This window comes from Streptomyces sp. NPDC002088, assembly GCF_040296605.1.
Classification (GTDB): domain Bacteria; phylum Actinomycetota; class Actinomycetes; order Streptomycetales; family Streptomycetaceae; genus Streptomyces.
On sequence record NZ_JBEOXO010000003.1, the window covers coordinates 113,183 to 136,888 of the forward strand.

Below are 23,706 nucleotides of genomic sequence, written 5' to 3' on the forward strand. Positions count from 1 at the left end.
GGGCGGTGTTTCCGTGACCGTAAACCCGCCTCACATTCGTCGACAACGCGCCGTTCGGCTCAGCCGAACAGACGTCGGAGCGCCGCCACCCCTCGGGAGTCGGCCGATCCGATGGGTCGAGTCACGGTGCGTGCTCGGAGAGCCGCTGAGCTGCCTCGAGCACGACGCGGGCGTACGCCTCTCCATGGGTGGGCAACCGGTACTCGAGGAAGCTCATACTCAGTGCCCACGACACGTCGCCCTGTCGATTGCTGATCGGTGCGGCGACACAGCACATGCCGTCGACAGCTTCCTCGACGTCCAGGGCGTACCCGCGCTCACGAACCGAGGACAGCTCCGTCTCCAGCGTCGAGAGCGTGGTGATGGAACGAGCCGTGAGAGACCTCAGCTCGCCATAGATGGTTCGGAGCTCACTGGGGGAGAGGTAGGCCAACAGCACCTTGCCTACCGCTGTGCAGTGCGCCGGGAGTCGTTCGCCCACCCGGGTCGCATTGACTCGAACCCCGGTGCGCGGTGCGATCTTCTCCAGGTAGACGACCTCGCTGCGATAGCGGGCCGCCAGCTGAACCGTCTCGTCGTGGGTGTCGGCCAGGTCGCGCATCGCTGACCAAGCCGGACCGGAGATCTCTGAGGTCATCCGCGCGCGGAGTCCCAGCTGGAAGGAGTGCCATCCGAGCCGGTAGCGGCCGCGCCCCGTGCGACGCAGGAGGCCGAGAGCGGCCATGCTCTGCATGTAATCCCAGATCGTCGTCTTGGGGAGGTCGAGTGCGCGGCACACGTCGCTGACCGTCCACTCGGGGGCATCGGAGGAGAAGAGATCCAGTATCCGCACGGCCCGTTCGAGACCGTCGATCATGCCGCAGCCCTTACCCGCATGATTGACAGAATACCGGGCCTGGATTACCCCATTTGTGGTCGGGGCCTGCGGTGTCCGCGTTCTTGCGGTGCGGGTGATCAACCAGAGGGCGAGCATCGCGAGGAGACCCCGACGCCGACTTCGAGCGCCGCCGACTTCCCCCAGGGCGACCACGGTGATCGTCCGATGAGGTGGAGGTCGGCCACGGGCTCGTCCGTGACCGGGCGGGTGCTCTCGTACCGGCCGTCCAAGGTCGTGGACTCCATCGCGGACCTTGTTGAGCGGATCTGAAACCGCCGACGCAAGGAAGATCACCCGTACGGAGCAGTGCGGTCCCGCTGCGGATGCGGGGCCGCACTCCCAGGGGGAACCTCCAGATATCAGGAGGTTTCACGATGGGTTCTTGGAAAGTCACTCTCTGTGCGAGTGTTGCCGCCGGAGTCGCGACACTCGCCCCGGCGGCGTACGGGGGGTACGCGGCGGACCCGGCGGGTGGGGGCAGCGTCTCGGTGACCCCGTCGTCCCCCGCCCCCGGCGCCGACGTGGCGCTGCGGGTCAGCGGCTGCGTCGGGACGACGGCCACCGCCACCTCGTCGGCGTTCGTCTCGGACGCCCGGCTCGCCGGCGCCGACGGCACGCTGGCCGGTGAGACCCGTATCCGCTCGACGGTGGAGCCCGGCTCGTACGACGTGCGGATCACCTGTGCCGACGTCCAGGTGAAGGGAACCGTCACCGTCTCCGGCGGCTCGGCGGCACCGTATGCCCCCGCTTCCCCGTCCGCCCCGGCCTCCCCGATCGCCCCCGTGGACGCGGGCGGCGGCGGCACCGCTCACTTCGCCTCGGTGGAGGTCCACGGGGACGGCCCGGGCACTGCCCACACGGTCACCGGCCTGATTCTCGCGGGTGTCGCCGCCACTGCCGTAGCGCTCCGGAGTACCCGCCGGAGTCGCAGGACGGACTGAACGGCCATGCCCGAAGACCTGCCCGACGCCCCGCCCGAACACCTGCCCGTACACCTGTCGGAAGACCGGGAGCGTTCCTCCGGCGGCCGTCTGCTGACCGGCCTCGCGTGGGCGATGTTGCTGCTCGGGCTGTGGCTGTGGGGGCGCGGGGTGAGCGACGTACGACTGGGGATATCCGGGCCGACCACCGGTGACGTGGCGGCCGTCGGGCGGCCGGCGGAGGACGAACTGCCGCCCGCAGCACAGCCTCTGCGGCCCGCGTTGCCGCAGCGCCTCGACATCCCCGACCTCGGCGTGCAGGCACCCGTCGTGGCCCGGGGGCTGGACACGCGGGGGGCGATCGAGCCGCCGCCCTTCGACCAGGCGGGCGTGGTCGGCTGGTACGGGGGCGGGGTGAAGCCGGGCGCGGCCGGGACCGCGCTGATGGTGGGGCATGTCGACACCGAGACCCGGCCCGCCGTCTTCTACAAGATCAGTGTGCTGCAGCCGGGCGCGACGGTCCGGGTGGTCCGCGACGACGGCAAGGTCGCCGAGTTCACCGTCGACGACGTCCAGGTCGTCGCCCGCGACGACTTCGACGCCCACGAGGCCTACGGCCCCCGCGAGCCCGGGCGCGCCGAACTGCGGCTGATCACCTGCGGCGGCACCTTCGACCGGGTGAGCCGCAGCTACACGGCGAACGTGATCGTGTCGGCGTACCTGTCGGGGACGGCCGGGTGAGCGGCGTGGCACCTGGCCCGGCCGACGGCTCGCTCCCCCTTGGGGCCGCCGACCGGGCCGGTCCTCGACCGCGTGGGCACGGGATGCGGGAGTAACCCGGCGACCGACGCGGGAGGTGCGGAAGGCACGGTGAGTGAAAGGCCGGCCGGGGGCTCGGGCCGTCCGAGACGACTGTAGAACGGATGTGCTCCCGGGCCTAGAGGGCATTTGACGCCAAGTCCCGGACCGGTGGCTCTCCGTCATCCCCGCAGGTGGCCCACGCCCTCATGGCGGCCTGCGCGAATCGTCGGCGTCCGCACGCCCACCCAGGTGCCGGGGGGCTGTAACAGGTCTCCGACAAGCTCGGGCTATCTCGTGGGCGTAGGGGGACGTATGTCAGGATTGAGACCGGGAAAAACTGCGCAGAACAGTGCACCCAAGGGGGAGTTGGATGTACGGCACGAGGGGGGCGCCGTCTTCGGCACGGGGCAGGATCTTCGCGGTGGCGCTGGGGGCGGCGCTGGCCATCGCGGGATGCTCCTCCGGCGGCGGGGACGACAACGAACCGGACGGCGGCACGAGCGCCGCGGTCACTCAACAGCCGGAGAAGACCGACCCGTTCTGGGTGAACCCGGACGGGAACGCGGCAGAGCAGCTCACGGCCTACGCGAAGGCCGGCAAGAAGGACGAGGCCGAGCAGATCCGCAAGATCGCCGAGCAGCCGACCGGCGAGTGGATCGGCCCGGAGAACCCGGAACAGGAGGCCCGCGGCTTCACCGAGGCCGCCGACAAGGCAGGCCGCACGGCACTCCTGGTCCTCTACAACATCCCGCACCGCGACTGCGGGCAGTACTCGCAGGGAGGCGCCGCCGACGGCAACGCCTACCGGGCCTGGATCGACGGCGTGGCCAAGGGCATCGGGGACCGTCCCGCCACGGTGATCCTGGAGCCGGACGCGATCCTGCACCTGGTGGACGGCTGCACCCAGGACGAGTTCCACGAGGAGCGCTACAACCTCCTCGAGGGCGCGGTCGGCACCCTCAAGGCCCTGAAGAACACGAAGGTCTACCTCGACGCGGGCAACGCCGGCTGGGGCCATCCCGACCAGGTGGTCGAACCGTTGCGGTCGGCGGGCGTCGACCGGGCCGACGGCTTCGCGGTCAACGTCTCCAACTTCTACTCCACCCAGGACTCCCTCGCCTACGGCAAGGAACTCTCGGCGAAGGTCGGCGACAAGCACTTCGTCATCGACACCAGCCGCAACGGCAACGGGCCGTATACGGGCGGCGATCCGAACGAGCGCTGGTGCAACCCGCCGGGCCGGGCGCTGGGCGAACCGCCGACGACGAAGACGGCTGACGCCCTGGTCGACGCGTACCTGTGGGTGAAGCGGCCGGGAGAGTCGGACGGCGAGTGCAAGGGCGGCCCCAAGGCGGGCCAGTGGTGGGCGGACTACGCGCTGAAGCTGGCCCGCGCTTCCGACTGAGAGCGACAGTGACACTTGGGGGCGCCCGGCCGCAGGCCGGGCGCCCCCAAGTTCGTGTCCGCTACGGGACCTTGACCCACTGCGCCACGCTGGGCGTCCCCTGGTCGTCGTCCACGAACAGCATGTACCACCCCGACTGGACGAGGTTCCTGTTCTTCGGCACGGTCACCGTGATCTTGTCGCCGGACGTCTTGAAGTCCAGCGCGATCGACCGCTGGTCGACGTCCGTGACGTGCGTCGACGCGCTCGGCCTGATCAGCCGCACCTTCCTGATGGACGAGGCGTGCTGCGAGGTGAACGTGCCGGTCCCCCCGCGCGCGATGGTCTGCGGGCCCCCGGACAGCGACGGCCGCGAGTCCCGGTAGAGGTACGGCGGCGTGTAGATCTCGATGCGCTGCTCGAACGTGCCCGGCTTGGTGTTGGCCTTGTCGCCGTACAGCGAGTCCGAGCCGAAGAACATCACCCGTCCGTCGGGCAGCAGGATCGACCCCGAGTGGTAGTTGCGGCCCACCAGCGGGTCGGCGACCCGGTCGAAGGTGTTGCTGTCCGGGTGGTAGATCCGCGCCTGGAGGATGTTGGAGTCGCCGCGGCCCCGGTAGTCCTCCGAGCCGCCCGACACCAGCACGGTGTCATCGGGCAGGACCGAGGCCTGCGCGTACCGCGTGCCCTTCTCCAGCGTCGGTCCGTCCACGAACTCCGGGTTGGCGTCCTTCAGGTCGATGATCCGCGTCTTGTTGCTGGACAGCTTGGACTCGCCGACCCCGCCGCCGCCGATCACCATGTACTTCTCGTCCTGCGCCGGCGCCAGCAGCACCGTGCCGGACGTCTCCATCATGTTGGGGTCGCTCAGTCCGGGCAGCTTGGTGAACTTGTTGGTGTCCACGTCCCAGATGCCCGGGTCGCGGCCCACATTGTCCGGCCCGTAGCCCGCGTTGGACCCCGAGTAGAAGATCTTGCCGTTCTGCATCAGGAACAGCGCGGGGTACGTCGGGAACTGCCGGATCGTCGACGTGTAGGTCCACTTCTTGGTCTTCGGGTCGAAGACCTCGTTCTTGCCCGGGACCAGCTGGCCGATGTCGTCCAGGCCGGAGACGCTGAGGACCTTGCCGTCGCTCAGGGTGGTGAGCGTCGGGTACCAGCGGGCCTCGTTCATCGGGTCGACCTTGATGTACTTCTCGGCGACCGGGTCGAACTCGTAGGCGTCCCTGATCCCCTGGAAGTCCTTCTTGTCGAGGGCGAGCTTCTGCGCGATGCCGTAGGTGTTGCGCGCGGTGACGCCGGTCAGGCCCTGGATGCGGTAGTTGTCCTGGGTGCCGGTCTCGTACTTCGAGCCGCTCTTCTGCGCCTCCACGTAGATACGGCCGAGGCCCGGGTCGTTGCGCAGGAACTTGCCGGTCTTCGGGTCGAAGACCTTCTTGGCGCGCGGCACGAGCACCGGGTCCTTGGAGACGAAGGTCTTGCCGTTCTCCTTGCCGGTGAACTTGGTGCCCGCGGGCAGCGTGATCGGCTTGTCGGGGTTCTCGTTGTGGACGATCATCAGGCCGCCGGCCTTGGTGACGTCACCCTTCAGCTTCTCGTACCGCTTGGTGCCGCCCGCGATCAGGATGTTGCCGTCGGCGAGCTGGGTGTGGCCCGTGCAGAACAGGTCGCTCGGCGTGGGCACCTTCTTGATGGTGCCCTTGACCGGGTCCCAGATACGGCTGTCGAACTTCTTGGCGTCGAAGTTTTCCTGGTTGTTGCCCGATCCCGCCACGAGCAGGACCTTGCCGGTGTGCAGGAGGACCGCGTGGATGGTGTCCTGGCGGAACTCCTTGGGGAACTCGACTATCTGCCAGCGGCCGTTGTCGGCCTTGTACTCCGGTCTGTTGATCGCGTAGGCGTGGTATTTCTCGGTCCCGAAGCGGTAGACCCACGGGCCGTTCATCCCGGCCAGCGCGAGGACCACCACCGTACCAACAGCGAGTCGACGTGCGCGTCGGCGGCCGGCTCGGTCATTCATTCCTTACGTCCCCCAAGTCCACCCAGCGCGATCTCCATGGTCTGGTCGCCGCTCCCGCTCGATGCGGCCCAGGTCGGCCTGGGCGCCGGGCCGTGCGGTGCGTACGGCGCGGGCACGCCCGCGGCCGGCGTCGCCGCCGGGACCGCGTCCTGTGGCTCCGGTACGGGCTCAGCGGGCCGTTTCCTCGCCTGCCGGAGCATGTACCGCCAGGCGAAGATCGGCGACGCGGTGATCAGCAGGGCGAACGAGGCCCAGATGAGCATCGCGGGGTGGGAGTGCCCCTGCATGAACCCGGCGGCGATCGACGCGGCGAAGACCAGGATGAAGAACAGGTGGATGCGGAAGGTCCCGAACAAGGTGTCCGGGCTGGCCGAGTCGCCCTTGGGCGTCACCACGAACTTGCTCTTGCGGCGCAGCACCGTGTCCAGCAGCGAGCGGGCGTAGACCGGCGCGGACAGCGCCGACATCACCATGCCGGCCACACCGCCCGAACCCTCCGGCTCGTGCGGGGAGACGTTGTGCCGCCGGTTCCAGACGTACAGGCCGATCTGGAGCGCGGAGGCGTTGCCGTACAGCATCAGCCACACGGTCGGGTCGATGTTCACACCCGAGGCGCCCAGGCCCAGGAACAGCGCACAACTCAGTCCCGCGAGGATCCAGTTGAGGGCCGACATCGGATAGAAGATGATCATCATGGTGTAGTTGAAGAGCTTGCCCGGCGGCAGCGAGAAGAAGCCCTTCCAGTACTGCTTGAGGATGGTCTCGTAGGTGCCCCGGGACCAGCGCAGCTGCTGAGTGAAGAAGTCCGTCCAGGCGGCGGGTCCCTCACCGACCGCGAGCACGTCCGGCGTGTAGACCGACCTCCACTTCTTCCCCGTGGCCGGGTTGCGGTGCCGGTGGATCTCGAAGCCGGTCGCCATGTCCTCGGTGATCGAGTCGTACAGGCCGCCGATCTGCTTCAGCGCACTGATGCGTACGGCGTTGGAGGTGCCCACGAACATCGGTGCGCCGTAGGCGTTTCCAGCCCGCTGGATCAGTGCGTGGAAGAGGAACTGCTGCGACTCGGCGGCCTTGGTGATGGGGTTGTCGTAGTTCCCGTAGACCTGCGGGCCGATGACGAAGCCGACGTCCGGGTCGCGGAAGAAGCCGAGCATCCGCTCCAGGTAGTTGGGCAGCGGCACGTGGTCGGTGTCGACGGAGGCGAAGTAGTCGTACTCGTCGCCGTGCGCCTCGAGCCAGGCGTTGTAGTTGCCGTGCTTGGTCTTGGCACGGTGCGCACCCTTGGGCCGGTTCCACTTCTCGACGCCCTTGCGGGTGAAGTGGTGCACGCCGAGCCGGGCGCAGACCGCCTTGACCTCGGGGTCGTCGCCCTCGTCGAGCAGCCAGACATGCAGCAGACCCCGGTGGCGCAGCCGGACGGCGGCCTCCAGGGTCCTGGTCACCATCTCCAGCGGCTCCTTGCCGGGCACGAAGGAGGTCAGGAAGGCGACTCTGGTGCCGGTCTCGGGCACGACCGGGATCGGGTCGCGGGCGACCAGCGTGGCGTGCGCGTTCGACAGCACGTTCATGCAGCGGAAGAACTCGATCAGACCGATCGAGACGAGCATGACGACGTCGAGCGTGGGCAGCCAGGCGTAGGCGGGGTAGTCGCGCTCGGTCCAGTGCTCCGGCTGCAACAGCCAGCCCAGCAGGACCAGCGACAGCAGCGGAGCCGCGCCCAGCATGAGGGCGGCCCGGATCCGGTGCGGCTCCTGAGAGAGCAGCGAGCGGTACTGCACCTTGTACGGCTTGTTCGGGTCGGGCTGGGTGAGGGGCCCCGCCAGCCTGCTGTAGTGCTCGTAGTCGTATCTCGGCAGTGTTTTCTTCAATCGGCGGAACTGGCCGGTCCGGTGCGAAGGCACCCTGAGCTGGGTGGTTTGTGACGGATCGAAGTTATGCCGGGCGCCCGTCGGCGTCGACGTCATGAGTCATCCCCCCACACGCAGGTCACCGCGTGTCTGTCGGTTCCTTACACCTGCTTCGACCCCCCTCGGCCTACACAGGTGCTTCAGTGGCGAGGCACAGCTGCCACACAACCTATGGACATGGAACTGCGCCCTTCCGGTTGCAGGGTGCCCCCCTCGGCACGCCTCCATGAACGGGGCCCCTCTCCCCGCATCAGCCGCAACCGGCTCCTTGCCCCCCAAGTGCCGCCAATCCGCAGCATCTTGGGAAACAGGGTTCTACGGCGTTCAGCATGATCGCAAGATGCGAAACGCGGTGTTTACCGGTCATACGCGCTTATTGGGGTGCCTGTGGGGGAGTTGTGGATCGGTTGTGGACAGTCGGGCGCGAATGTTGCCGAAGTGCTCTCTTATGGTCTCTTCCGCTCGAACCGCGTCACCCGAGCACACCGTGTGCACGATCTCCCGGTGCTGGCGGCAGGTGACCAGAGGATCCTGCGGCACATCAGCCAGATCGGTGCGCACGCGGTGGAAGGCGTCCCAGAACGCCTCCAGTACCTCGCACGACAGCACGTTTCCCAGGCACCGGTAGAGGGTGGCGTGAAAGGCCCGGTCCGTCTCGGCGAGGTCTTCGATCATGGGTGCGAGGGACATGGGTCCCACCTAGGTGCCGAAGCCGTGCCGGATCTCGACGATGCCCATCGCCTGGAGCGCCTCCAGTGCCTCGCGCGCCGAGCTTCTTGATCAGCTCCTGGAGATCTCGGGCTGCCATGGCGGGAGGGCATCCGGCCAAACAACGAAAAAGCCCCTCGTTCGTACGAGGGGCTTCTTCCGTCTGTGCGCCGCCAGGGACTCGAACCCCGGACCCGCTGATTAAGAGTCAGCTGCTCTAACCAACTGAGCTAGCGGCGCCTGCTGACATCGATAACTCTACATGACGTGCGGAGGTGCTCCCGACCACCTCGTGGCCGTCTCGCGGGCGCCTCCGGCCGCTTTCCGCCCCTCGCGGCCCCGCCACCCGGCCGCAGTACATCATTCGGACCGTCAACATGCGCACCCCGAGGACAGTTGGGAAACTGATCGCCGTGTACACGCGCGGACATTTCCACCTGGAGTGTGAGGGGAATCGCATGGCGGCTCCGGTATTCGAGGAATTCGATCCCGCGAGCGACTGCGACTGCCCGGGATGCGCCCACTGGCGCCGCGTCCTGCCGCATTCCCCCGCCCGCACCACCGGCCGGCCGGCCGCCCACCGTGCCCTGGTCGTGGCCGCCGCCGCGTCCGCCGCGCTCGGTGCGGCGGCCACGGCACCCGCTCTCGCCGCCCCGCACGCACCCGGGCGGGCGGGCGTTCCCGCAGGTGACGAGCCCGACACCCCGCAGGGCAGCAAGGCCCCGCTGCACGGCCCCGGCGGCGGCCCGGGCAGGCCGGGCAGGTCGACGGGCACGGGCAGGACACCCGCGACCACCCGTGCGGAGATCATCAACCGGGCGCGGAAATGGATCGACGCCGACGTGCCGTACAGCATGGACGCCTACTGGTCCGACGGGTACCGGCAGGACTGCTCGGGCTTCGTCTCCATGGCCTGGAACCTGCCGGGAAACGAATCGACGGGCAGTCTCGAGCGGTACGGGGAGCGGATTCCCAAGGCGGAACTCCAGCCCGGGGACATTCTGCTGTTCCACAATCCGGCGGACCCGGAGAAAGGCTCGCACGTCGTCCTTTTCGGCGGCTGGACGGACTACACGCACACCTCCTACAACGCCTACGAACAGATCCCCCCGCGCACCCGCCGCCGGGCCACCCCTTATGCCTACTGGAGCCACTCGGACCGGTACCTCGCCTACCGCTACAAGGGGCTCGCGGCGGACGCGGCGGGCGCGAATCCGGACGGGGGTGGCGCGGTGACTCCGTATCCCGGAGTGGCGTACTTCGGTCCCGGCGCGAACAACGAGTACGTCACCCTGCTGGGCCGGATGCTGGTGCGGCTGGGCGCCGGTGGGCTCTACGCCTCCGGTCCGGGCCCTCGGTGGTCCGACGCGGATCGTCGGGCCACCGAGGCGTTCCAGCTGGCCCAGGGCTGGACGGGCGCGGCCGCGGACGGACTGCCGGACCCGCGGACCTGGGACCTGCTGGCCGCCCGCGCCGGCCGGGACATCGCGACCGGGGCGGCAGGCCCGTCGGCGCAGCCCGCCAAGGCCCCCGCCAAGGCCCCCGCCTACCCGGGCCGGGGCCTGTTCCGGCCGGGCGCCGACAACAAGTACGTCACCCTGCTCGGCCGGCAGCTGGTGAAGAAGGGGTTCGGCAAGCACTACACGACCCGGCCGGGTCCGCGCTGGGGCGAGACGGACCGGCGTGCCGTCGAGGCCTTCCAGCGCTCCCAGGGCTGGCGGGGCGGCGCGGCGGACGGCTACCCGGGGCCGGAGACCTGGCGGCGGATCTTCTCGTAAACCACTCGCAGACCACAACCACTGGCACTACTCGCCCACTGTTGTGACGCATCTGGCGCGGAGGCTGGAGGCACGCATGAGCAGTACGACCACTTCACAGACACCCGAACCGGACGGACCGGGGCCGGCCGAGGCAGAGACCCGGCCCGTCCGGCTCATCCAGAACGAGGTGACCACCGAGATCCCCGTCCATCTGCTGTTCCGCGACGAACTCGACCCGGTGTCCGTGCCGCTCAAGCCCGCGGTCGTGGGGCGTCGGCAGGGCACCGGCGAGCAGCCGCGCTTCCGGCGCCCGGTGCCGGTGAAGGCGCGCCCGGTGGCTCAGGTCGACCCCGACCTGATGGAGCGGCCCGGGCGGGTGCTGCCCGGCACGGTGGGCGTGCTCGCCGGGACCTGTGGGGCGGCCGGCTGCGCGGCCACCTCCTGGTGGGCGGGCGTGCTGCCGCCAGTGGCGGTGCAGGCGCTGGGGCTGCCGGCGTACGCGGGGGCCGGGCTCGGTCCGGCGCAGTGGGCGGCGTATGCCGGGGCCGGGGCGCTCGGGCTGCTCGGCTTCGGCGGCCTCGCCCGGGGCCTGACCGGACGGGCCTGGGTACTCGGCCTGTTCGGCCGCTACCGGGGGACCGTCCGGCGCACCGGCCTGATGTGGGTCAACCCGCTGCTGCTGCGCCGCCGGGTCGACGTACGGCTGCGGCACTGGCGCAGCGAGCCGATGCCGGCCGCCGACGGCAACGGGGTCGCGCTGCGGGTGGTGGTGCTGGTGGTGTGGCGGGTGCGGGACACCGCGCGGGCCACGCTCGGGGTCGAGGACCACGAGACGTATCTGCGCGAGTGCGTGGAGGCGGCGCTGGCCCGGGTGCCGGTGGAGATGCCGGGCGCGGCGCGGGGCTCGCTGGACGTGGCTACCGACGCGCTGACCCGCCGGGTGGCGCAGGACGCGGGGCCGGTGGGCCTGCAGGTGTTCTCGGTGCGGCCGGTGCGGGTGGAGTACGCCCCGGAGGTCGCCGCCGCGATGCACCGCCGCCGGATCGCCGCGCTGGACGCGCAGCACCGGGCGAGTGTGCTCACCTCGGTCGTCGACTCGGTGGAGGACACGGTGACCCGGCTGACCATGCGCGGACTGGTCGAGCTGGACGACTACGAACGCAAGGCGCTGGTGAAGGACCTGACGGTGGCGTTCTGCGCGGGGCGAGGGGAAGCGGCTCCGTGATTGGTATGGACATGTTCAAGTGGTGGCAATAATCTGGGACTTGGTCTAGACCTGCACAGCTCACTGAACCTCCCCCACGTTCTCCAGGAGCGGCAGCATGCGCAGAAAGACCAAGTGGTATGCCGCCGTGGTGGGCCTCGCCACGTCCGGAGCCATCGTGCTCTCGTCGGGCGGTGCCAGCAGCCACGGCTACACCGACCTCCCCATCAGCAGGCAGAAGCTCTGCCAGAACGGCACCGTGACGAACTGCGGCGACATCCAGTGGGAGCCGCAGAGCGTCGAGGGCCCCAAGGGCTTCCCGGCCGCGGGTCCGGCCGACGGCCAGATCTGTTCCGCCAACAACACACGGTTCGCCCAGCTCGACAGCCCGAAGACCCCGTCGGGCGGCGCCTGGCCGACCACCCAGGTGACCGGCGGTCAGAGCTACACGTTCCGCTGGCAGTTCACCGCCATGCACGCCACGACCGACTTCAAGTACTACGTCACCAAGCAGGGCTGGAACCAGAACCACAACCTGGCCCGCTCCGACCTCACCACCACACCGTTCCTGACGGTGCCCTACAACGGCCAGCGTCCCCCGGCCACGCTCTCCCACAGCGGCACGCTGCCGTCCGGGCTGAGCGGCCACCACGTCATCGTCGCGGTATGGACGATCGCGGACACGAGCAACGCGTTCTACGCCTGCTCCGACGTCACCTTCTGATCCCCCCTTGGGCAGGGTCCGCGTGCGCCGGTACCACCGGTTCCGGCGCACGCGGTCTCGCCCTGCTCGGGGTGGGCGTGATCGGCATGCTCAAGGTGATGATCCGGTACTGGTGAGTTCTGAGGATCCCTTGAGCTGATCGGGCGCCGCCCGAGGGTAGGTTCCCGACACGCCTACCGATCGGTACGGCGTGGAGATCGGGGGATCCCATGGACGTGATGTTCTACGCCGTTCCCGGCCTGATCATGGCCGCGGCTCTCTTCATGGCGTACCGCGTGGTGCGCCGCACGGTCCAGGTGCGGATGGCCTGGAACAGCGGACTGACGGCCGAGGCGCGCTGTCTGCGGACCTTCACCACGGTGCACGGCGGCGGTGAGTCGCGCGTGCGCACGACCCTGCACCATGTCTACGAGTTCACCGCGCGCGACGGCCGCACGGTCCGCTTCGAGGAGGAGGACGGCCCGGCCACCGTCGTCGAGGGCGACATCGTCACCGTGCACTACAAGGACGGGCGTCGCGAGGTGATCGCCACGGCCCTCCCGCCGCGCAAGGTCAAGCAGGCGGCGGGCACCCTCGCCCTGCTGGCCTTCCTCGGCGTGGTCGTCGGGTTCTGCGTCGTCTTCATGGTGACGTACACCGAGGTCTTCGCCACGTCGGACATCGGCGGCTTCTAGGACAGGTCCTGAGCAGCCTTGTCGAAGTCCGGTGCGGTATCGCGCCGCAAGGGGCGCGGGGCTGTGGCAGATTCGGGCAGCACGGGCTCTCCACTTCTGACGGTGCGTCAACTACCGTGCCCGTTCATGGAGTCGACGAGGGGCACGGTCGCCGAACTCGTAGCGGCGCGGTGGGGTGACCACCGGCCGGGGCTGTGGTTCGAGGAGCGGGTGCTGACGCACCACGAGGTGGCGGCCGGGGCCGCGGCCCGGGCGGCGCTGCTGGCCGACCTGCTGCCGCCGGGCGCCGAACCGCATGTGGGCGTCCTGCTCGACAACACCCCGGAGTTCCCGCTGTGGCTGGGCGCGGCCGCGCTGGCCGGAGCGGCCGTCGCCGGGGTCAATCCCACCCGCCGGGGACCTGAGCTGGCCCGCGACATCCGGCACACCGAGTGCCGGGTCGTGATCACCGAGCGGGCCCATCTGCCCCTCCTCGACGGACTCGAACTCCCCGGTGTGCGCCTGCTGGTGACCGACAGCGAGGCCTACGCCGATCTGCTCACCCCGTACGCGGACGCCCGGCCGGACGCCTCCCGGGCGACCCCGGCCGACCGTGTCCTGCTGTACTTCACCTCCGGCTCGACCGGCGCCCCCAAGGCCGCGATCTGCTCCCAGGGCCGGCTGGCCGCCGCCGGCCGCTCGCTGGCGGACCACTTCGGTGTCCGCCCGGACGACGTGCACTACGTCTGCATGCCGATGTTCCACGGCAACGCGGTGATCGCCGACTGGGCGCCTGCGCTGGCGGCCGGAGCGGGGGTGGCGCTGCGGCGGCGCTTCTCCGCGTCGCGGTTCCTGGCGGACGTACGGCGCTACCGGGCGACGTACTTCACCTATGTGGGACGCGCGGTGCAGTACCTCCTGGCCACCGAGCCCCGCCCCGACGACCGGGACAACCCGCTGCGGCTGGGCTTCGGGACGGAGGCGGGCGCGGTGGACGCGGCGGCTTTCGAGCGGCGGTTCGGGGTGCGGCTGGTGGAGGGGTACGGCTCCTCCGAGGGCGGGGCCGCGGTCCAGTGGATGCCGGGGACGCCGGCGGGGGCGGTCGGGCGGGCGGCCCGCGGGGGCGATCTCGTCGTCCTCGACCCGCAGACGCGCGCGGAGTGTCCGACGGCCGTCTTCGACCCGGCCGGGCGGCTGCTCAACGGGGACGAGGCGATCGGGGAGCTGGTCAACCGCGGTCCGAACCCCTTCGAGGGCTACTGGCGCAACCCCGAGGCGGACCGCGAGCGGCGACGATGGGGAGGCTGGTACTGGACCGGCGATCTCTTCTACCGGGACGCGGACGGCTTCCTCTACTTCGCCGGGCGGACCGACGACCGGCTGCGCGTGGACAGCGAGAACCTCGCCGCCGCGCTGATCGAGAACATCCTCGCCCGGTACGAGGGTGCCGCGGCCGTCGCCGTGTACGCGGTGCCGGATCCGGTGGCCGGGGACCAGGTCATGGCGACGCTCGCCGGCGACTTCGACCCGCTCGGCTTCGCGGAGTTCCTGCTGGCCCAGCCGGACCTGGGGACGAAGATGGCGCCACGGTTCGTGCGGGTGGTGGAGCGGATGCCGGTGACCGCCACGAACAAGATCCATCGGGCGGGGCTCCGGCGGGAGGGATTCCGGTGCGCCGATCCGGTGTGGTGGAGGCCGCCCGGGGCGGGTGCGTACCGGAGGCTGAGCGCCGAGGACCTGGCCGGGCTGGTGGCGGAGTACCGGGCGCGGGGGCGGGAGGAGAGAATAGCGAAAGAGCCCCCCGCTTCCGCGAGGGGCTCCTCATCTGTGCGCCGCCAGGGACTCGAACCCCGGACCCGCTGATTAAGAGTCAGCTGCTCTAACCAACTGAGCTAGCGGCGCATGACTCCCGCCTTCCGCTCTCGCGGTCGGCGACGAAGAAAATACTACCTGGTCCACGGGCATGCTGGTGACCACCCGAGGGGCCACGCGGACGGGCGGCATGATCGGCCGGACAGGCCCTAGATCGCCAGCGAGAGCAGCACGGGCGCCGCGTTCCTGTTCAGCGCGTCCGCCGCCTGCCGGAGCCGGTGCGCGTGCTCCAGCGGGAGGGACACCGCCAGGCAGCCCACCGAGGACCCGGCCGTGATCGGGACGGCCGCACAGACCGTGCCGACCGCGTACTCCTGGAGGTCGAGGACCGGCACCGTGGGCGGCTGGGACTCCAGGCAGGAGAGCAGGAGCCGGTCGCTGGTGATGGTGCGCGAGGTGAGGCGGGCCATCTTGTGCCGGGCGAGGTGGTCGCGTCGGCTGTTGTGGTCGAGCTGGCCGAGCAGGGTCTTGCCGATCGCGGTGGCGTGCGCGGAGTAGCGGAAGTCGACCCACTCGTTGACGGCGGGGGTGGTGGGGCTGTCGGCGTACTGGGTGACCTTGACCTCGCCGTCGACGTACCGGCTGATGTAGACGGCGGCGCCGACGGAGTCGCGCAGTCGGTCGAGGGTGTGCTGGAGCTTCTCGCGCAGGGCCTGCTCGCGGTCCTGGGCGGAGCCCAGGCGGGCGAGGGCGTGGCCGGTGACGTACGCCCCGTCGGTCACCTGCTCGACGTAGCCCTCGCGGCGCAGCATCCGCAGAAGCGCGGTCAGCCGCTCCATGCCTATGCCGGTCTCGCGGGCGAGCAGGGTGTCGGTGACACCGCTGGAGTGCCGTGCCACCGTCTCGAGGACGCGCAGGGCGTCCTGAGCCGAGTGGTACGGCGCGGTCGGCTCGTGCTTCAGCGCCACGGTTAATCCCCCCGGTCGCTTTCTGGGCCGTGATCCGGGACACCGGATCCCCTCCACGATAACCGGCAAGAGCCATTTCGGGAGGGGGTATTGGCGAGATTGTGGCCCCTCAACTGCGGCAATGTCACTCTGGCATATGCCAAAGTCATGCCACGCGATTCAGACCTGGGGTGATGGCGCGCGCACTTCCCGTAATCACAGCACGGCGCCGAGGAATTCCCGGGTGCGTTCGTGGTCGGGATCGCCGAAGAGCTTCTCCGGCGGCCCGGATTCGATGACGCGGCCCGCGTCGAACATCAACACCTGGTCGGAGATGTCCCGGGCGAAGTTCATCTCGTGGGTCACGCAGAGCATGGTGATGTCGGTGGAGCGGGCGATGTCCCTGAGCAGGTCGAGGACGCCCGCCACCAGCTCCGGGTCCAGCGCCGAGGTCACCTCGTCGAGCAGCAGCACCTGCGGCCGCATGGCGAGCGCCCGGGCGATCGCCACCCGCTGTTGTTGGCCGCCGGAGAGTTGAGTCGGGCGAAAGTCGCACTTGTCGGCGAGACCCACCAGGTCCAGCAGCTCGCGGGCGCGCGCCTCAGCTTCGTCCTTGGACAGCCCGAGGACGGTCACGGGCGCCTCGGTGATGTTCCTGAGCACGGTCATGTTCGGGAAGAGGTTGAACTGCTGGAAGACCATCCCGATCTTCTTGCGGACCTCGCGGATCTGCTTCTCCGGGGCCGGATGGAGCCGCTCCCCGGCGACCGTGACCGTGCCCTCGTCGGGCTTGGCCAGGGTCATCAGCAGCCGCAGGATCGTCGTCTTGCCGGAACCGGACGGGCCGATCAGCGTGACGTGCTTGCCGGAGTCGACGGAGAAATCGAGCCGGTCGAGGACGGTGTTGTCACCGAAGCGCTTGGTGACCTGGTCGAAGCGGATCAGTTCGCTGCCGTCCACCGGCGGATTGGTGTGGGCGTCGGGATCTTTCATCAGGGGGGTGTCAGCGGACAAGACGTCGCTCCAGGGCTCGCAGAAGAAGGGAGGCCAGATAGGAAATGAGGATGAAGGCCACGCCGATCACCGTGAGAGGCTCGGTGAACTGGAAGTGCTGCTGGGAGAAGAGCCGGGCCCGGCCGAGCATCTCCAGCACGGTGATCACCATCAGCATCGGCGTGTCCTTGAGCATGGCGATGACGTAGTTGCCGAGGGCCGGCACGACCCGGCGGATCGCCTGCGGAAGGATCACCGCCTGCCAGGTCCTGGTGACGGGCAGGCTGAGTGCCGTCGCCGCCTCCCACTGGCCGGCCGGCACCGCCTCGATCCCGGCCCGGTAGACCTGCATCGTGTACGTCGAGTAGTGCAGGCCGATGCCGACCACACCGGTGGTCAGCGCGGAGAGGGTGAGTCCCCACTCGGGCAGCACGTAGAACAGGAAGAACAGCTGCACCAGCAGCGGGGTGTCGCGGACGAACTCGGTGACCACTCCGACCGGCCAGCGCACCCAGCGCGTGGGCGTGCGCATCAGCAGCGCCCACACCAGCCCGAGGGCGAAGGAGATCAGCGAGCCGAGGGCCAGCGCCTCCAGGGTGACCACCAGGCCGTCCCAGAAGTGCGGCATGAAGTCCTGTACGGCGTTCCAGTCCCACTTCACGCGACACCACCCCCGACACCGGTCGTCTCGGCCCGCTTCAGCTCATGCGCGGCCACCCCGCGCTGCGGCGCCTTGCCGACCCCGGCCTTCAGCCGCTTCTCCAGACCGCGCATGAGGCGCGTGAGCAGGAAGGCGATCACGAAGTAGATCAGCAGTACGTACGTGTAGATCTCCGCGCTCTGCTGGAGCGCCAGCCGCACCAGGTTGGCGCTGAAGGTCAGATCGCCCATGCCCATGACGGACACCAGGGCCGTCCCCTTGAGCAGCTCGATCAGCAGGTTGGAGAACGGCGGGATCATCTCCGGCACCGCCTGCGGCAGCAGGATCAGCCGCATCCGCTGCCAGGGCGTGAAGCTGAGCGCGATGCCGCCCTCCTTCTGCGCCGGGTCGACGGCGTTCAGCGCACCGCGCACGATCTCCGAGCCGTACGCCCCGTAGGTCAGCCCCAGCGCCAGCGTGCCCGCCCACATCGGCACCAGCTGCCAGCCGAAGGCGATCGGCAGCACGAAGAACACCCAGAAGATCATGACGAGGGCCGAGGTCCCGCGGAACACCTCGGTGTAGAGGCCCGCGAGGAAACGGACGATCCACAGGCGGTGGGTGCGGGCGACGCCGGCCACGAAGGCGACGGTCGCGGCCAGCAGCGCGCTGTAGACCAGCAGTTGGACGGTGGTCCATATGCCTTTGAGTACGAGTTCCCAGAGTCCCGAGGTCATCCGCCGCACAGCTCCTTCGCGGTCAGATCGGTCATCTCGGCCTTGCCGAAGCCGAATGGCCGCAGGATGCGCAGAAGCTCGCCGCTCTTGCGCAGCTTCTTCAGCTCGGCGTTGAAGGCGTCCCGCAGCTTCGTCTCGGTCGGCCGGAACGCGAACGCGCCGCCGTCGATGTGCGGTTTGCCGTCCACGATCGGAACGAAGGGCTTGGTGGTCTCCGCCTTGGCCGACTTCGCCACCACCTGGCGGACGGTGACGGCGGTCCCGGCGAAGAAGTCGACGCGCCCGGCCTCGACGGCGTTCAGCCCGGCCACCTGGTCCGGGACGATCAGGATGTCGCTCTCCTTGTAGCCGGCCTCGACCGCGTGCTGGATCTGCGCGTACCCGGTTCCGATGGCACACTTGGCCTTCTTCGCCGCGGCGTCCTTGAAGGTGTGCAACCCCTTCGGGTTTCCCTTCCGGACGACGAACGAATCGAGCATCTGGTAGTCGGGGTCGGCGAAGATGACCTGCCTGCAGCGGTCCGGGGTGACGTACATCCCGGCGGCCACGACGTCGAACTGCTGCGAGTTCAGCCCCGGAATGAGCGAGCCGAACTCCGTCGGCACGGGCTGGACCCGGTCGACCCCGAGCCGTTTGAAGACGACCTTCGCCAACTCCGGCGCCTCGCCGGTCAGATCACCGTTCCTGTCGATGTAGCCGAAGGGGATCTCGCCCGCTATCCCGAGTCGTACGACGCCCTGCGCCCTGAGCCGGTCGAGCAGATCACCGCCCTCCGTGGTGGACGCTGTGGCCACCCGGCTGCAGCCGGCGGCACCCAGCGCGCCGACCGCCGCCACCGCCGCGAGCAGCGATCGGCGTGCGGGCGCGGGTATGTGTTCGCCATTCCCAATAGGTGGAGCCATGGGCGCGCGGCTACCCGAGACCATGCGACTTATTCAGATCAATTTCGGCCCCGATCACTCACAAGGCGCCCTTGACCGGCGCGGGACCATGGAACGCATGGCTGATCGCTACATCGAAGTCTCGCTGGTCAAGCGGGGAATCCACTGCACGGCACAGCTGCTCGACGACCGGGCGCCCCTCACCTGCGCGGCCGTGTGGGATTCCCTCCCGCTGTCCGGCGACGTCTATCACGCGAAGTACGCACGCAACGAGATCTACGCCCTTTTCCCGCCTTTCGCGAAATCGGAGCCACCCCTGGAAAATCCGACAGTCACCCCGATCCCCGGAGATCTCTGTTATTTCTCCTTCGCGGGCGCGGAGTTGGGCACGAAGGCGTACGGCTACGACGCCGAGGTGCGCCCCGGCACCACGGTCGTCGACCTCGCCCTCTTCTACGAGCGCAACAACCTGCTCCTCAACGGCGATGTGGGCTGGGTGCCCGGCATCGTCTGGGGCCAGATCGTGGACGGCCTGGCGGCCATGACCGAGGCGTGCAACGACCTGTGGCGGTCGGGGGCGGCAGGGGAGACGCTCAGCTTCCGGAGGAAGTGAACGAGGGGAAAGCGAACGAAGCCGCGACCCCCGCCTCGTACAGCGCGTGGGCCGCACGCAGTACCAGGTCGTCGCGGTGCCGGGCGGCCACGATCTGCATCCCCACCGGCAGACCGGCACCGTCCGCCCCCACCGGGACGGTCGCCGCGGGCTGCTGCGTCATGTTGAACGGGTACGTGAACGGCGTCCACCCCGTCCAGCGCCGGTACCCGGAGCCCTTCGGCACCTCGATCCCCGCCTCGAACGCGGTGATCGGCAGCGTCGGCGTGACCAGCAGGTCGTACGACTCGTGGAAACGGCCCATGCGCCGACCGAGTTCCATCCGGACGTCCACCGCGGCCAGGTAGTCCAGCGCCGACCGGCGCGCCCCCGTCGCGCTGATCTCCCGCAGCCCCGGGTCCAGCGACTCCCGCTGCCGCGGCCCGAGATGCTGGGTCACGCGGGCCGCGCCGCTGAACCACAGCGTGTGGAAGGCGTCCACCGGGTCCGTGAAGTCCGGGTCGGTCTCCTCGACGTACGCGCCGAGCCGGGCGAGCCCTTCAACTGCCCGCCGCACCGCCGCCGCGACCGCCGGAGCCACCGCCACCTGCCCGCCGAACGAGGGCGAGTACGCCACCCGCAGCCCCCGCACACCCCCGGCCAGCGTGTCCGTGAACGACGCACCCGCCGGCCCGAGCGCCGACCAGTCCCGCGCGTCCGGCGCGGCGATCACGTCCAGCAGCAGTGCCGCGTCCGCCGCGTCCCGGGTCATCGGCCCCACGTGCGACAGCGTGCCGAAGGCGCTCGCGGGGTACAGCGGGACGCGCCCGTACGTCGGTTTCAGCGCGAAGACCCCGCAGAAGGCCGCCGGGATGCGCACGCTGCCCCCGCCGTCCGTGCCCAGCGAGAGCGGGCCCGCGCCGAGGGCCACGGCGGCCGCGCTGCCGCCGCTGGAGCCGCCCGCCGTGCGTGAGGTGTCGTACGGATTGCGGGTCGCCCCGCTCAGCGGCGAGTCGGTGACGCCCTTCCAACCGAACTCGGGTGTCGTGGTCTTGCCGAGGAAGACGGCGCCCTGCTCACGCAGCCGGGCGACGGCGGGCGCGTCCTCGTCCCAGCTTCCCTCCTCGGAAATGGTCTTCGAGCCGCGCAGGGTCGGCGCGCCGCGCAGCAGCAGGATGTCCTTCACCGTGACCGGTACGCCGTCCACCGGCCCGTACGGTTCGCCGCGCCGCCAGCGGTCCGCCGACTCCCGTGCCCGGGCGAGCGCCTCGTCCGCGAAGAGACGCACGAACGCGTTCACCTCCGGCTGGATGCGCTCGGCCCGCTCCAGCGCCGCGCGGGTCGCCGCCACGGGGCTGAACTCGCCCTTGCGGAAGCCCTCGACGAGTCGTACGGCGGTCAGCTCGGTGAGTTCCGTCGGCTCCGTCATGCACCCTCCTGGCGGCGTCAGTGTCCGGGTACGTATCCGCGCTTCTTGTCGACCACGTTCGGCAGGGTCCGGCCCGCCTCCCAGCGCTCGTACAACTCGACGAACTGCGCGCCGAGGTCGTCCCGCCAGCCGACCGTGTCACCGCTCATGTGCGGGGACACGATCAGCCCGGGGACCTGCCACAGCGGGCTTTCTGGGGTGAGGGGTTCGGCCTCGAAGACGTCCAGGGCGGCCCCCGCGATCCAGCGCTTGGCGAGCGCCTCGGCGAGCGCGTCCTCGACGACCAGCTGCCCGCGCCCGACGTTCACGAACCGGGCCGAGGGCTGCATGACGCCGAAGCGGCGGGTGTCGAACATGTGGTGCGTCTGGTCCGTGAGCGGCGCGGCCGCGATCACCCAGTCGGCGCGGGCCAGCAGCCGGTCCAGGTCCTGGGGGCCGTGGATGCCGGTGCGCGGCACGCGGCCGACGAGCGCCGTCGTCACGTCGAGCGCCTTGAGGGTGCGGGCGATCGCCCGCCCGATGGGGCCCGACCCGACGACGCACGCGCGCGTGCCGGCCAGCCGCTGCCCCTCCCGGTGGCGCCACTCGCGACGCCCCTGCAACTCCCACGTGTGCGGCAGGTCCTTGGCCATCGCCAGGACGAGAGCGGCGACGTATTCGGCGATGGGCTGCTCGAAGATGCCGCGCGCGTTCGTCACCACCGTGTCGGACACGGCGAGCGCCGGGCACATCAGATGGTCCACACCCGCGCTCGCCGTGTGCACCCAGCGCGGCCTGGGACCCTCGCCCGGCCAGGCGTCGCGCACCGCCGTGGAGGCGAAGTCCCACACGAGCAGCACGTCCGCGTCCGGGAGGTGCCCGGCGAGACTGTCCGCGTCGGCGTGCACGATCCGGGCGCGGCCGGTGAGACGGCCCAGGCGGGGCGGGGGGTCGGCGTCGAGGACAAGGAGCGTCGGGGCGGTCATGGGCAGCCGTTCTTCGCGGAGAGCGAGCGTCTGACATGCGCGGATTGACCACGCTCGCACCCGAACCTACCTTCGTCAACACGGGCGTGCGTACGGTCCGTTGTCCCCTCCTTCCGCACGGTGAGGCAGGTGCCTGCCATGGAGTCCTCGGACATCACCTTTCTCGGGGGTCCACGCCCGCAGCGAGGCGTCGGCGTGGTGGCCCCCTTCGACTTCGCCCTCGACCGCGAACTGTGGCGCTGGGTGCCGGACGACATCTCGCTCCACCTGACCCGGACGCCGTTCGTACCGGTCGAGGTGAGCCTGGACCTCGCGCGGCTGGTCAGCGAGCACGAGACGCTGGGAGAGGCGGTGCGCACTCTCAACGCCGTCGCGCCCGAGGTCGTCGCCTACGCCTGCACCTCGGGCAGCTTCGTCGGCGGGATCGCCGGGGAGCGCGCGATGTGTGAGGCGATGACCCGGGCGGGCGCGGTGCCCTCCGTGACCACGTCCGGGGCGCTGCTGGAGGCGCTCGCGGAGCTGGGCGTCCGGCGGGCGGCGCTGGTGACCCCGTACACGGAGTCCGTGACGCGGGCGCTGGAGGAGTACGTCGCCCAGGCGGGCGTCGCGGTGACGGGCTGCGCCTACATGGGGCTCACCCGGCACATCTGGAAGGTCCCCTACCGGGACGTGGCCGACATGGCGCGGCGCGCGGTCCGGGGCCGGACGGCGGACGTACTGTTCATCTCCTGCACGAACCTGCCGACGTACGACGTCATCCCCCAGCTGGAGGCGGAACTGCGCATACCGGTCCTGTCGGCCAACCAGGTAACGATGTGGGCTGCGCTGCGCAGGCTGGGTACCCGAGCCGTGGGGCCGTATCAGGCGCTGCTGGACGACTCGGCGCGTGAGTGGCCCGTACTGCCGGAAGAACAGCAGGAAGGCTGGACATGACCGCACTCGGATTCCTCTACCCGGGCCACTCGGCCGAGGACGACTATCCGCGCATCGAGCAGCTGCTGGGCAGTGACATTCGGGTGGACCTGGTCCACACGGACATCGGCGAGGACGCGCACCGGGCGGACGCCCTGCGCGAGATGGGCTCACCGGAGCGGCTCGCGGCGGGCGTGGCGCAGCTGCGGCTGTCCGGGGCCGAGGCGATCGTGTGGGCCTGCACCAGCGGCAGCTTCGTGTACGGCTGGGAGGGCGCCCAGGAGCAGGTGCGCACCCTCGCCCGGACGGCCGGGCTGCCGGCCTCCTCGACCTCCTTCGCCTTCGTGCACGCCGTGCAGGAGCTCGGGGTGCGGCGGGTCGCGGTCGGGGCGACCTACCCGGACGACGTGGCCGGGTTGTTCGCGGACTTCCTGCGGGCCGGAGGCGCGGAGGTGGTCGCGGTCCGTGGTTGCGGGATCATCACCGCGGCCGAGGTCGGGACGTGGGGCGAGGCGGAGCTGTTCACGCTGGCCCGGGAGGCCGACGATCCGTCCGCCGAGGCGCTGCTCCTGCCGGACACCGCCCTCCACACGGCCGCGTACGTCCCCGCCCTGGAGAAGGAGCTGGGCAAGCCGGTCCTCACCGCCAACCAGGTCACCGTGTGGGAGGCCCTGCGCCTGGCGGACCGCCGCGTGAACGCGCCGACGCTGGGGGCGCTGTTCACGCGGGAGCCGATCGTGCAGGTGTGAGCGGCGGCGGAAAAGACCGGGAATAACCGGGGACTGCCTCCTGTTAGCGGCCTGAGGACAGCGCACGGCCGAAAAGCAGGAGGCATCCACC

The 23,706-nt window shown here is 70.0% G+C and carries 21 protein-coding genes, 2 tRNA genes and 1 pseudogene; 11 read left to right on the top strand and 13 right to left on the bottom strand.

The window, feature by feature from the left end:
* Positions 1-121 precede the first annotated feature (121 nt).
* Positions 122-856 carry an IclR family transcriptional regulator gene (locus ABT114_RS07870; RefSeq protein ID WP_351139769.1) on the bottom strand — a complete coding sequence of 245 codons (735 nt, stop codon included), beginning with the start codon at positions 854-856 and terminating at the stop codon, positions 122-124.
* Between the two features lie 395 nt (positions 857-1,251).
* Here ABT114_RS07870 and ABT114_RS07875 point away from each other — a divergent pair, with 395 nt between their 5' ends.
* From ABT114_RS07875 to ABT114_RS07885, 3 genes are all read left to right on the top strand, one after another.
* Positions 1,252-1,818 (top strand): hypothetical protein, encoded by a 567-nt coding sequence (locus tag ABT114_RS07875; protein ID WP_351139771.1) that lies wholly within the window; start codon positions 1,252-1,254, stop codon positions 1,816-1,818.
* A gap of 114 nt (positions 1,819-1,932) precedes the next feature.
* A complete protein-coding gene (locus tag ABT114_RS07880; RefSeq protein WP_351140518.1) occupies positions 1,933-2,538 on the top strand; it encodes a class F sortase in 606 nt (201 codons plus the stop codon).
* 430 nt (positions 2,539-2,968) lie between these two features.
* A complete protein-coding gene (locus tag ABT114_RS07885; protein WP_351139773.1) occupies positions 2,969-4,003 on the top strand; it encodes a glycoside hydrolase family 6 protein in 1,035 nt (344 codons plus the stop codon).
* A 61-nt stretch (positions 4,004-4,064) separates the two neighbouring features.
* Here ABT114_RS07885 and glxA read toward each other — a convergent pair whose 3' ends face one another.
* From glxA to ABT114_RS07905, 4 genes and pseudogenes are all read right to left on the bottom strand, one after another.
* The gene (glxA, locus tag ABT114_RS07890; RefSeq protein WP_351139775.1) at positions 4,065-6,002 is read right to left on the bottom strand and encodes a radical copper oxidase GlxA; all 1,938 of its coding nucleotides are present in this window, start codon (positions 6,000-6,002) and stop codon (positions 4,065-4,067) included.
* On the bottom strand, positions 5,999-7,966 hold the full coding sequence (locus tag ABT114_RS07895) for a glycosyltransferase family 2 protein (RefSeq protein ID WP_351139777.1): 1,968 nt from the start codon (positions 7,964-7,966) through the stop codon (positions 5,999-6,001). Before ABT114_RS07895 ends, glxA begins: the two co-directional genes overlap by 4 nt.
* Before the next feature lie 306 nt (positions 7,967-8,272).
* Positions 8,273-8,689: pseudogene (locus ABT114_RS07900) on the bottom strand (FadR/GntR family transcriptional regulator); the annotation flags it as partial.
* A gap of 94 nt (positions 8,690-8,783) precedes the next feature.
* Positions 8,784-8,857 (bottom strand) — tRNA-Lys (locus ABT114_RS07905).
* Positions 8,858-9,075: 218 nt separating this feature from the next.
* Here ABT114_RS07905 and ABT114_RS07910 point away from each other — a divergent pair.
* From ABT114_RS07910 to ABT114_RS07930, 5 genes are all read left to right on the top strand, one after another.
* Positions 9,076-10,395 (top strand): peptidoglycan-binding protein, encoded by a 1,320-nt coding sequence (locus tag ABT114_RS07910; RefSeq protein ID WP_351139779.1) that lies wholly within the window; start codon positions 9,076-9,078, stop codon positions 10,393-10,395.
* 76 nt (positions 10,396-10,471) lie between these two features.
* The gene (locus tag ABT114_RS07915) at positions 10,472-11,602 is read left to right on the top strand and encodes an SPFH domain-containing protein (protein WP_351139781.1); all 1,131 of its coding nucleotides are present in this window, start codon (positions 10,472-10,474) and stop codon (positions 11,600-11,602) included.
* A gap of 97 nt (positions 11,603-11,699) precedes the next feature.
* Positions 11,700-12,305: a lytic polysaccharide monooxygenase auxiliary activity family 9 protein gene (locus ABT114_RS07920; RefSeq protein WP_351139783.1), complete on the top strand. Its 606-nt coding sequence runs from the start codon at positions 11,700-11,702 to the stop codon at positions 12,303-12,305.
* Between the two features lie 209 nt (positions 12,306-12,514).
* Complete coding sequence (locus ABT114_RS07925; RefSeq protein WP_351139785.1) at positions 12,515-12,979, top strand: DUF3592 domain-containing protein; 465 nt, start codon at positions 12,515-12,517, stop codon at positions 12,977-12,979.
* Positions 12,980-13,105: 126 nt separating this feature from the next.
* Positions 13,106-14,821 (top strand): AMP-binding protein, encoded by a 1,716-nt coding sequence (locus ABT114_RS07930; RefSeq protein WP_351139787.1) that lies wholly within the window; start codon positions 13,106-13,108, stop codon positions 14,819-14,821.
* Here the strand turns inward: ABT114_RS07930 and ABT114_RS07935 are convergent.
* The 6 genes from ABT114_RS07935 to ehuB form a co-directional block, all read right to left on the bottom strand.
* A tRNA-Lys gene (locus tag ABT114_RS07935) sits at positions 14,787-14,860 on the bottom strand. The two genes, ABT114_RS07930 and ABT114_RS07935, sit on opposite strands and share 35 nt — an antisense overlap.
* A 119-nt stretch (positions 14,861-14,979) precedes the next feature.
* Complete coding sequence (locus ABT114_RS07940) at positions 14,980-15,738, bottom strand: IclR family transcriptional regulator (protein WP_351139789.1); 759 nt, start codon at positions 15,736-15,738, stop codon at positions 14,980-14,982.
* Positions 15,739-15,933: 195 nt separating this feature from the next.
* Positions 15,934-16,710, bottom strand: a complete 777-nt coding sequence (ehuA, locus tag ABT114_RS07945) for an ectoine/hydroxyectoine ABC transporter ATP-binding protein EhuA (RefSeq protein WP_351140521.1) — start codon at positions 16,708-16,710, stop codon at positions 15,934-15,936.
* A gap of 10 nt (positions 16,711-16,720) precedes the next feature.
* The gene (gene ehuD / locus ABT114_RS07950) at positions 16,721-17,371 is read right to left on the bottom strand and encodes an ectoine/hydroxyectoine ABC transporter permease subunit EhuD (RefSeq protein WP_351139791.1); all 651 of its coding nucleotides are present in this window, start codon (positions 17,369-17,371) and stop codon (positions 16,721-16,723) included.
* Positions 17,368-18,087 carry an ectoine/hydroxyectoine ABC transporter permease subunit EhuC gene (gene ehuC, locus ABT114_RS07955; RefSeq protein WP_351139793.1) on the bottom strand — a complete coding sequence of 240 codons (720 nt, stop codon included), beginning with the start codon at positions 18,085-18,087 and terminating at the stop codon, positions 17,368-17,370. Before ehuC ends, ehuD begins: the two co-directional genes overlap by 4 nt.
* On the bottom strand, positions 18,084-18,989 hold the full coding sequence (gene ehuB / locus ABT114_RS07960) for an ectoine/hydroxyectoine ABC transporter substrate-binding protein EhuB (RefSeq protein WP_351139795.1): 906 nt from the start codon (positions 18,987-18,989) through the stop codon (positions 18,084-18,086). The genes ehuC and ehuB overlap by 4 nt, the downstream gene beginning before the upstream one ends.
* 97 nt (positions 18,990-19,086) lie before the next feature.
* Here ehuB and ABT114_RS07965 point away from each other — a divergent pair, with 97 nt between their 5' ends.
* The gene (locus ABT114_RS07965) at positions 19,087-19,581 is read left to right on the top strand and encodes a DUF3830 family protein (protein ID WP_351139798.1); all 495 of its coding nucleotides are present in this window, start codon (positions 19,087-19,089) and stop codon (positions 19,579-19,581) included.
* Here the strand turns inward: ABT114_RS07965 and ABT114_RS07970 are convergent.
* Positions 19,562-20,989 (bottom strand): amidase, encoded by a 1,428-nt coding sequence (locus ABT114_RS07970; protein WP_351139800.1) that lies wholly within the window; start codon positions 20,987-20,989, stop codon positions 19,562-19,564. The genes ABT114_RS07965 and ABT114_RS07970 overlap by 20 nt on opposite strands.
* A gap of 17 nt (positions 20,990-21,006) precedes the next feature.
* Positions 21,007-21,954, bottom strand: a complete 948-nt coding sequence (locus ABT114_RS07975; RefSeq protein ID WP_351139802.1) for a D-2-hydroxyacid dehydrogenase — start codon at positions 21,952-21,954, stop codon at positions 21,007-21,009.
* Between the two features lie 138 nt (positions 21,955-22,092).
* Here ABT114_RS07975 and ABT114_RS07980 point away from each other — a divergent pair, with 138 nt between their 5' ends.
* On the top strand, positions 22,093-22,887 hold the full coding sequence (locus ABT114_RS07980; protein WP_351139804.1) for a maleate cis-trans isomerase family protein: 795 nt from the start codon (positions 22,093-22,095) through the stop codon (positions 22,885-22,887).
* Positions 22,884-23,615 (top strand): maleate cis-trans isomerase family protein, encoded by a 732-nt coding sequence (locus tag ABT114_RS07985; protein WP_351139806.1) that lies wholly within the window; start codon positions 22,884-22,886, stop codon positions 23,613-23,615. The genes ABT114_RS07980 and ABT114_RS07985 overlap by 4 nt, the downstream gene beginning before the upstream one ends.
* Positions 23,616-23,706 lie beyond the last annotated feature (91 nt).

Excerpts from the sequence above, each read along its gene's own strand:
- ABT114_RS07930 (WP_351139787.1), top strand. The coding sequence starts at position 13,106 with ATGGAGTCGACGAGGGGCACGGTCGCCGAACTCGTAGCGGCGCGGTGG.
- ABT114_RS07985 (WP_351139806.1), top strand. The coding sequence starts at position 22,884 with ATGACCGCACTCGGATTCCTCTACCCGGGCCACTCGGCCGAGGACGAC.
- ABT114_RS07880 (WP_351140518.1), top strand. The coding sequence starts at position 1,933 with ATGTTGCTGCTCGGGCTGTGGCTGTGGGGGCGCGGGGTGAGCGACGTA.
- ABT114_RS07870 (WP_351139769.1), bottom strand. The coding sequence starts at position 856 with ATGATCGACGGTCTCGAACGGGCCGTGCGGATACTGGATCTCTTCTCC.
- ABT114_RS07970 (WP_351139800.1), bottom strand. The coding sequence starts at position 20,989 with ATGACGGAGCCGACGGAACTCACCGAGCTGACCGCCGTACGACTCGTC.
- ehuA (WP_351140521.1), bottom strand. The coding sequence starts at position 16,710 with ATGAAAGATCCCGACGCCCACACCAATCCGCCGGTGGACGGCAGCGAA.
- ehuB (WP_351139795.1), bottom strand. The coding sequence starts at position 18,989 with ATGGCTCCACCTATTGGGAATGGCGAACACATACCCGCGCCCGCACGC.
- ABT114_RS07915 (WP_351139781.1), top strand. The coding sequence starts at position 10,472 with ATGAGCAGTACGACCACTTCACAGACACCCGAACCGGACGGACCGGGG.
- ehuC (WP_351139793.1), bottom strand. The coding sequence starts at position 18,087 with ATGACCTCGGGACTCTGGGAACTCGTACTCAAAGGCATATGGACCACC.
- ABT114_RS07980 (WP_351139804.1), top strand. The coding sequence starts at position 22,093 with ATGGAGTCCTCGGACATCACCTTTCTCGGGGGTCCACGCCCGCAGCGA.
- glxA (WP_351139775.1), bottom strand. The coding sequence starts at position 6,002 with ATGAATGACCGAGCCGGCCGCCGACGCGCACGTCGACTCGCTGTTGGT.
- ABT114_RS07965 (WP_351139798.1), top strand. The coding sequence starts at position 19,087 with ATGGCTGATCGCTACATCGAAGTCTCGCTGGTCAAGCGGGGAATCCAC.
- ABT114_RS07925 (WP_351139785.1), top strand. The coding sequence starts at position 12,515 with ATGGACGTGATGTTCTACGCCGTTCCCGGCCTGATCATGGCCGCGGCT.
- ABT114_RS07910 (WP_351139779.1), top strand. The coding sequence starts at position 9,076 with ATGGCGGCTCCGGTATTCGAGGAATTCGATCCCGCGAGCGACTGCGAC.
- ABT114_RS07895 (WP_351139777.1), bottom strand. The coding sequence starts at position 7,966 with ATGACGTCGACGCCGACGGGCGCCCGGCATAACTTCGATCCGTCACAA.
- ABT114_RS07975 (WP_351139802.1), bottom strand. The coding sequence starts at position 21,954 with ATGACCGCCCCGACGCTCCTTGTCCTCGACGCCGACCCCCCGCCCCGC.
- ABT114_RS07885 (WP_351139773.1), top strand. The coding sequence starts at position 2,969 with ATGTACGGCACGAGGGGGGCGCCGTCTTCGGCACGGGGCAGGATCTTC.
- ABT114_RS07920 (WP_351139783.1), top strand. The coding sequence starts at position 11,700 with ATGCGCAGAAAGACCAAGTGGTATGCCGCCGTGGTGGGCCTCGCCACG.
- ABT114_RS07875 (WP_351139771.1), top strand. The coding sequence starts at position 1,252 with ATGGGTTCTTGGAAAGTCACTCTCTGTGCGAGTGTTGCCGCCGGAGTC.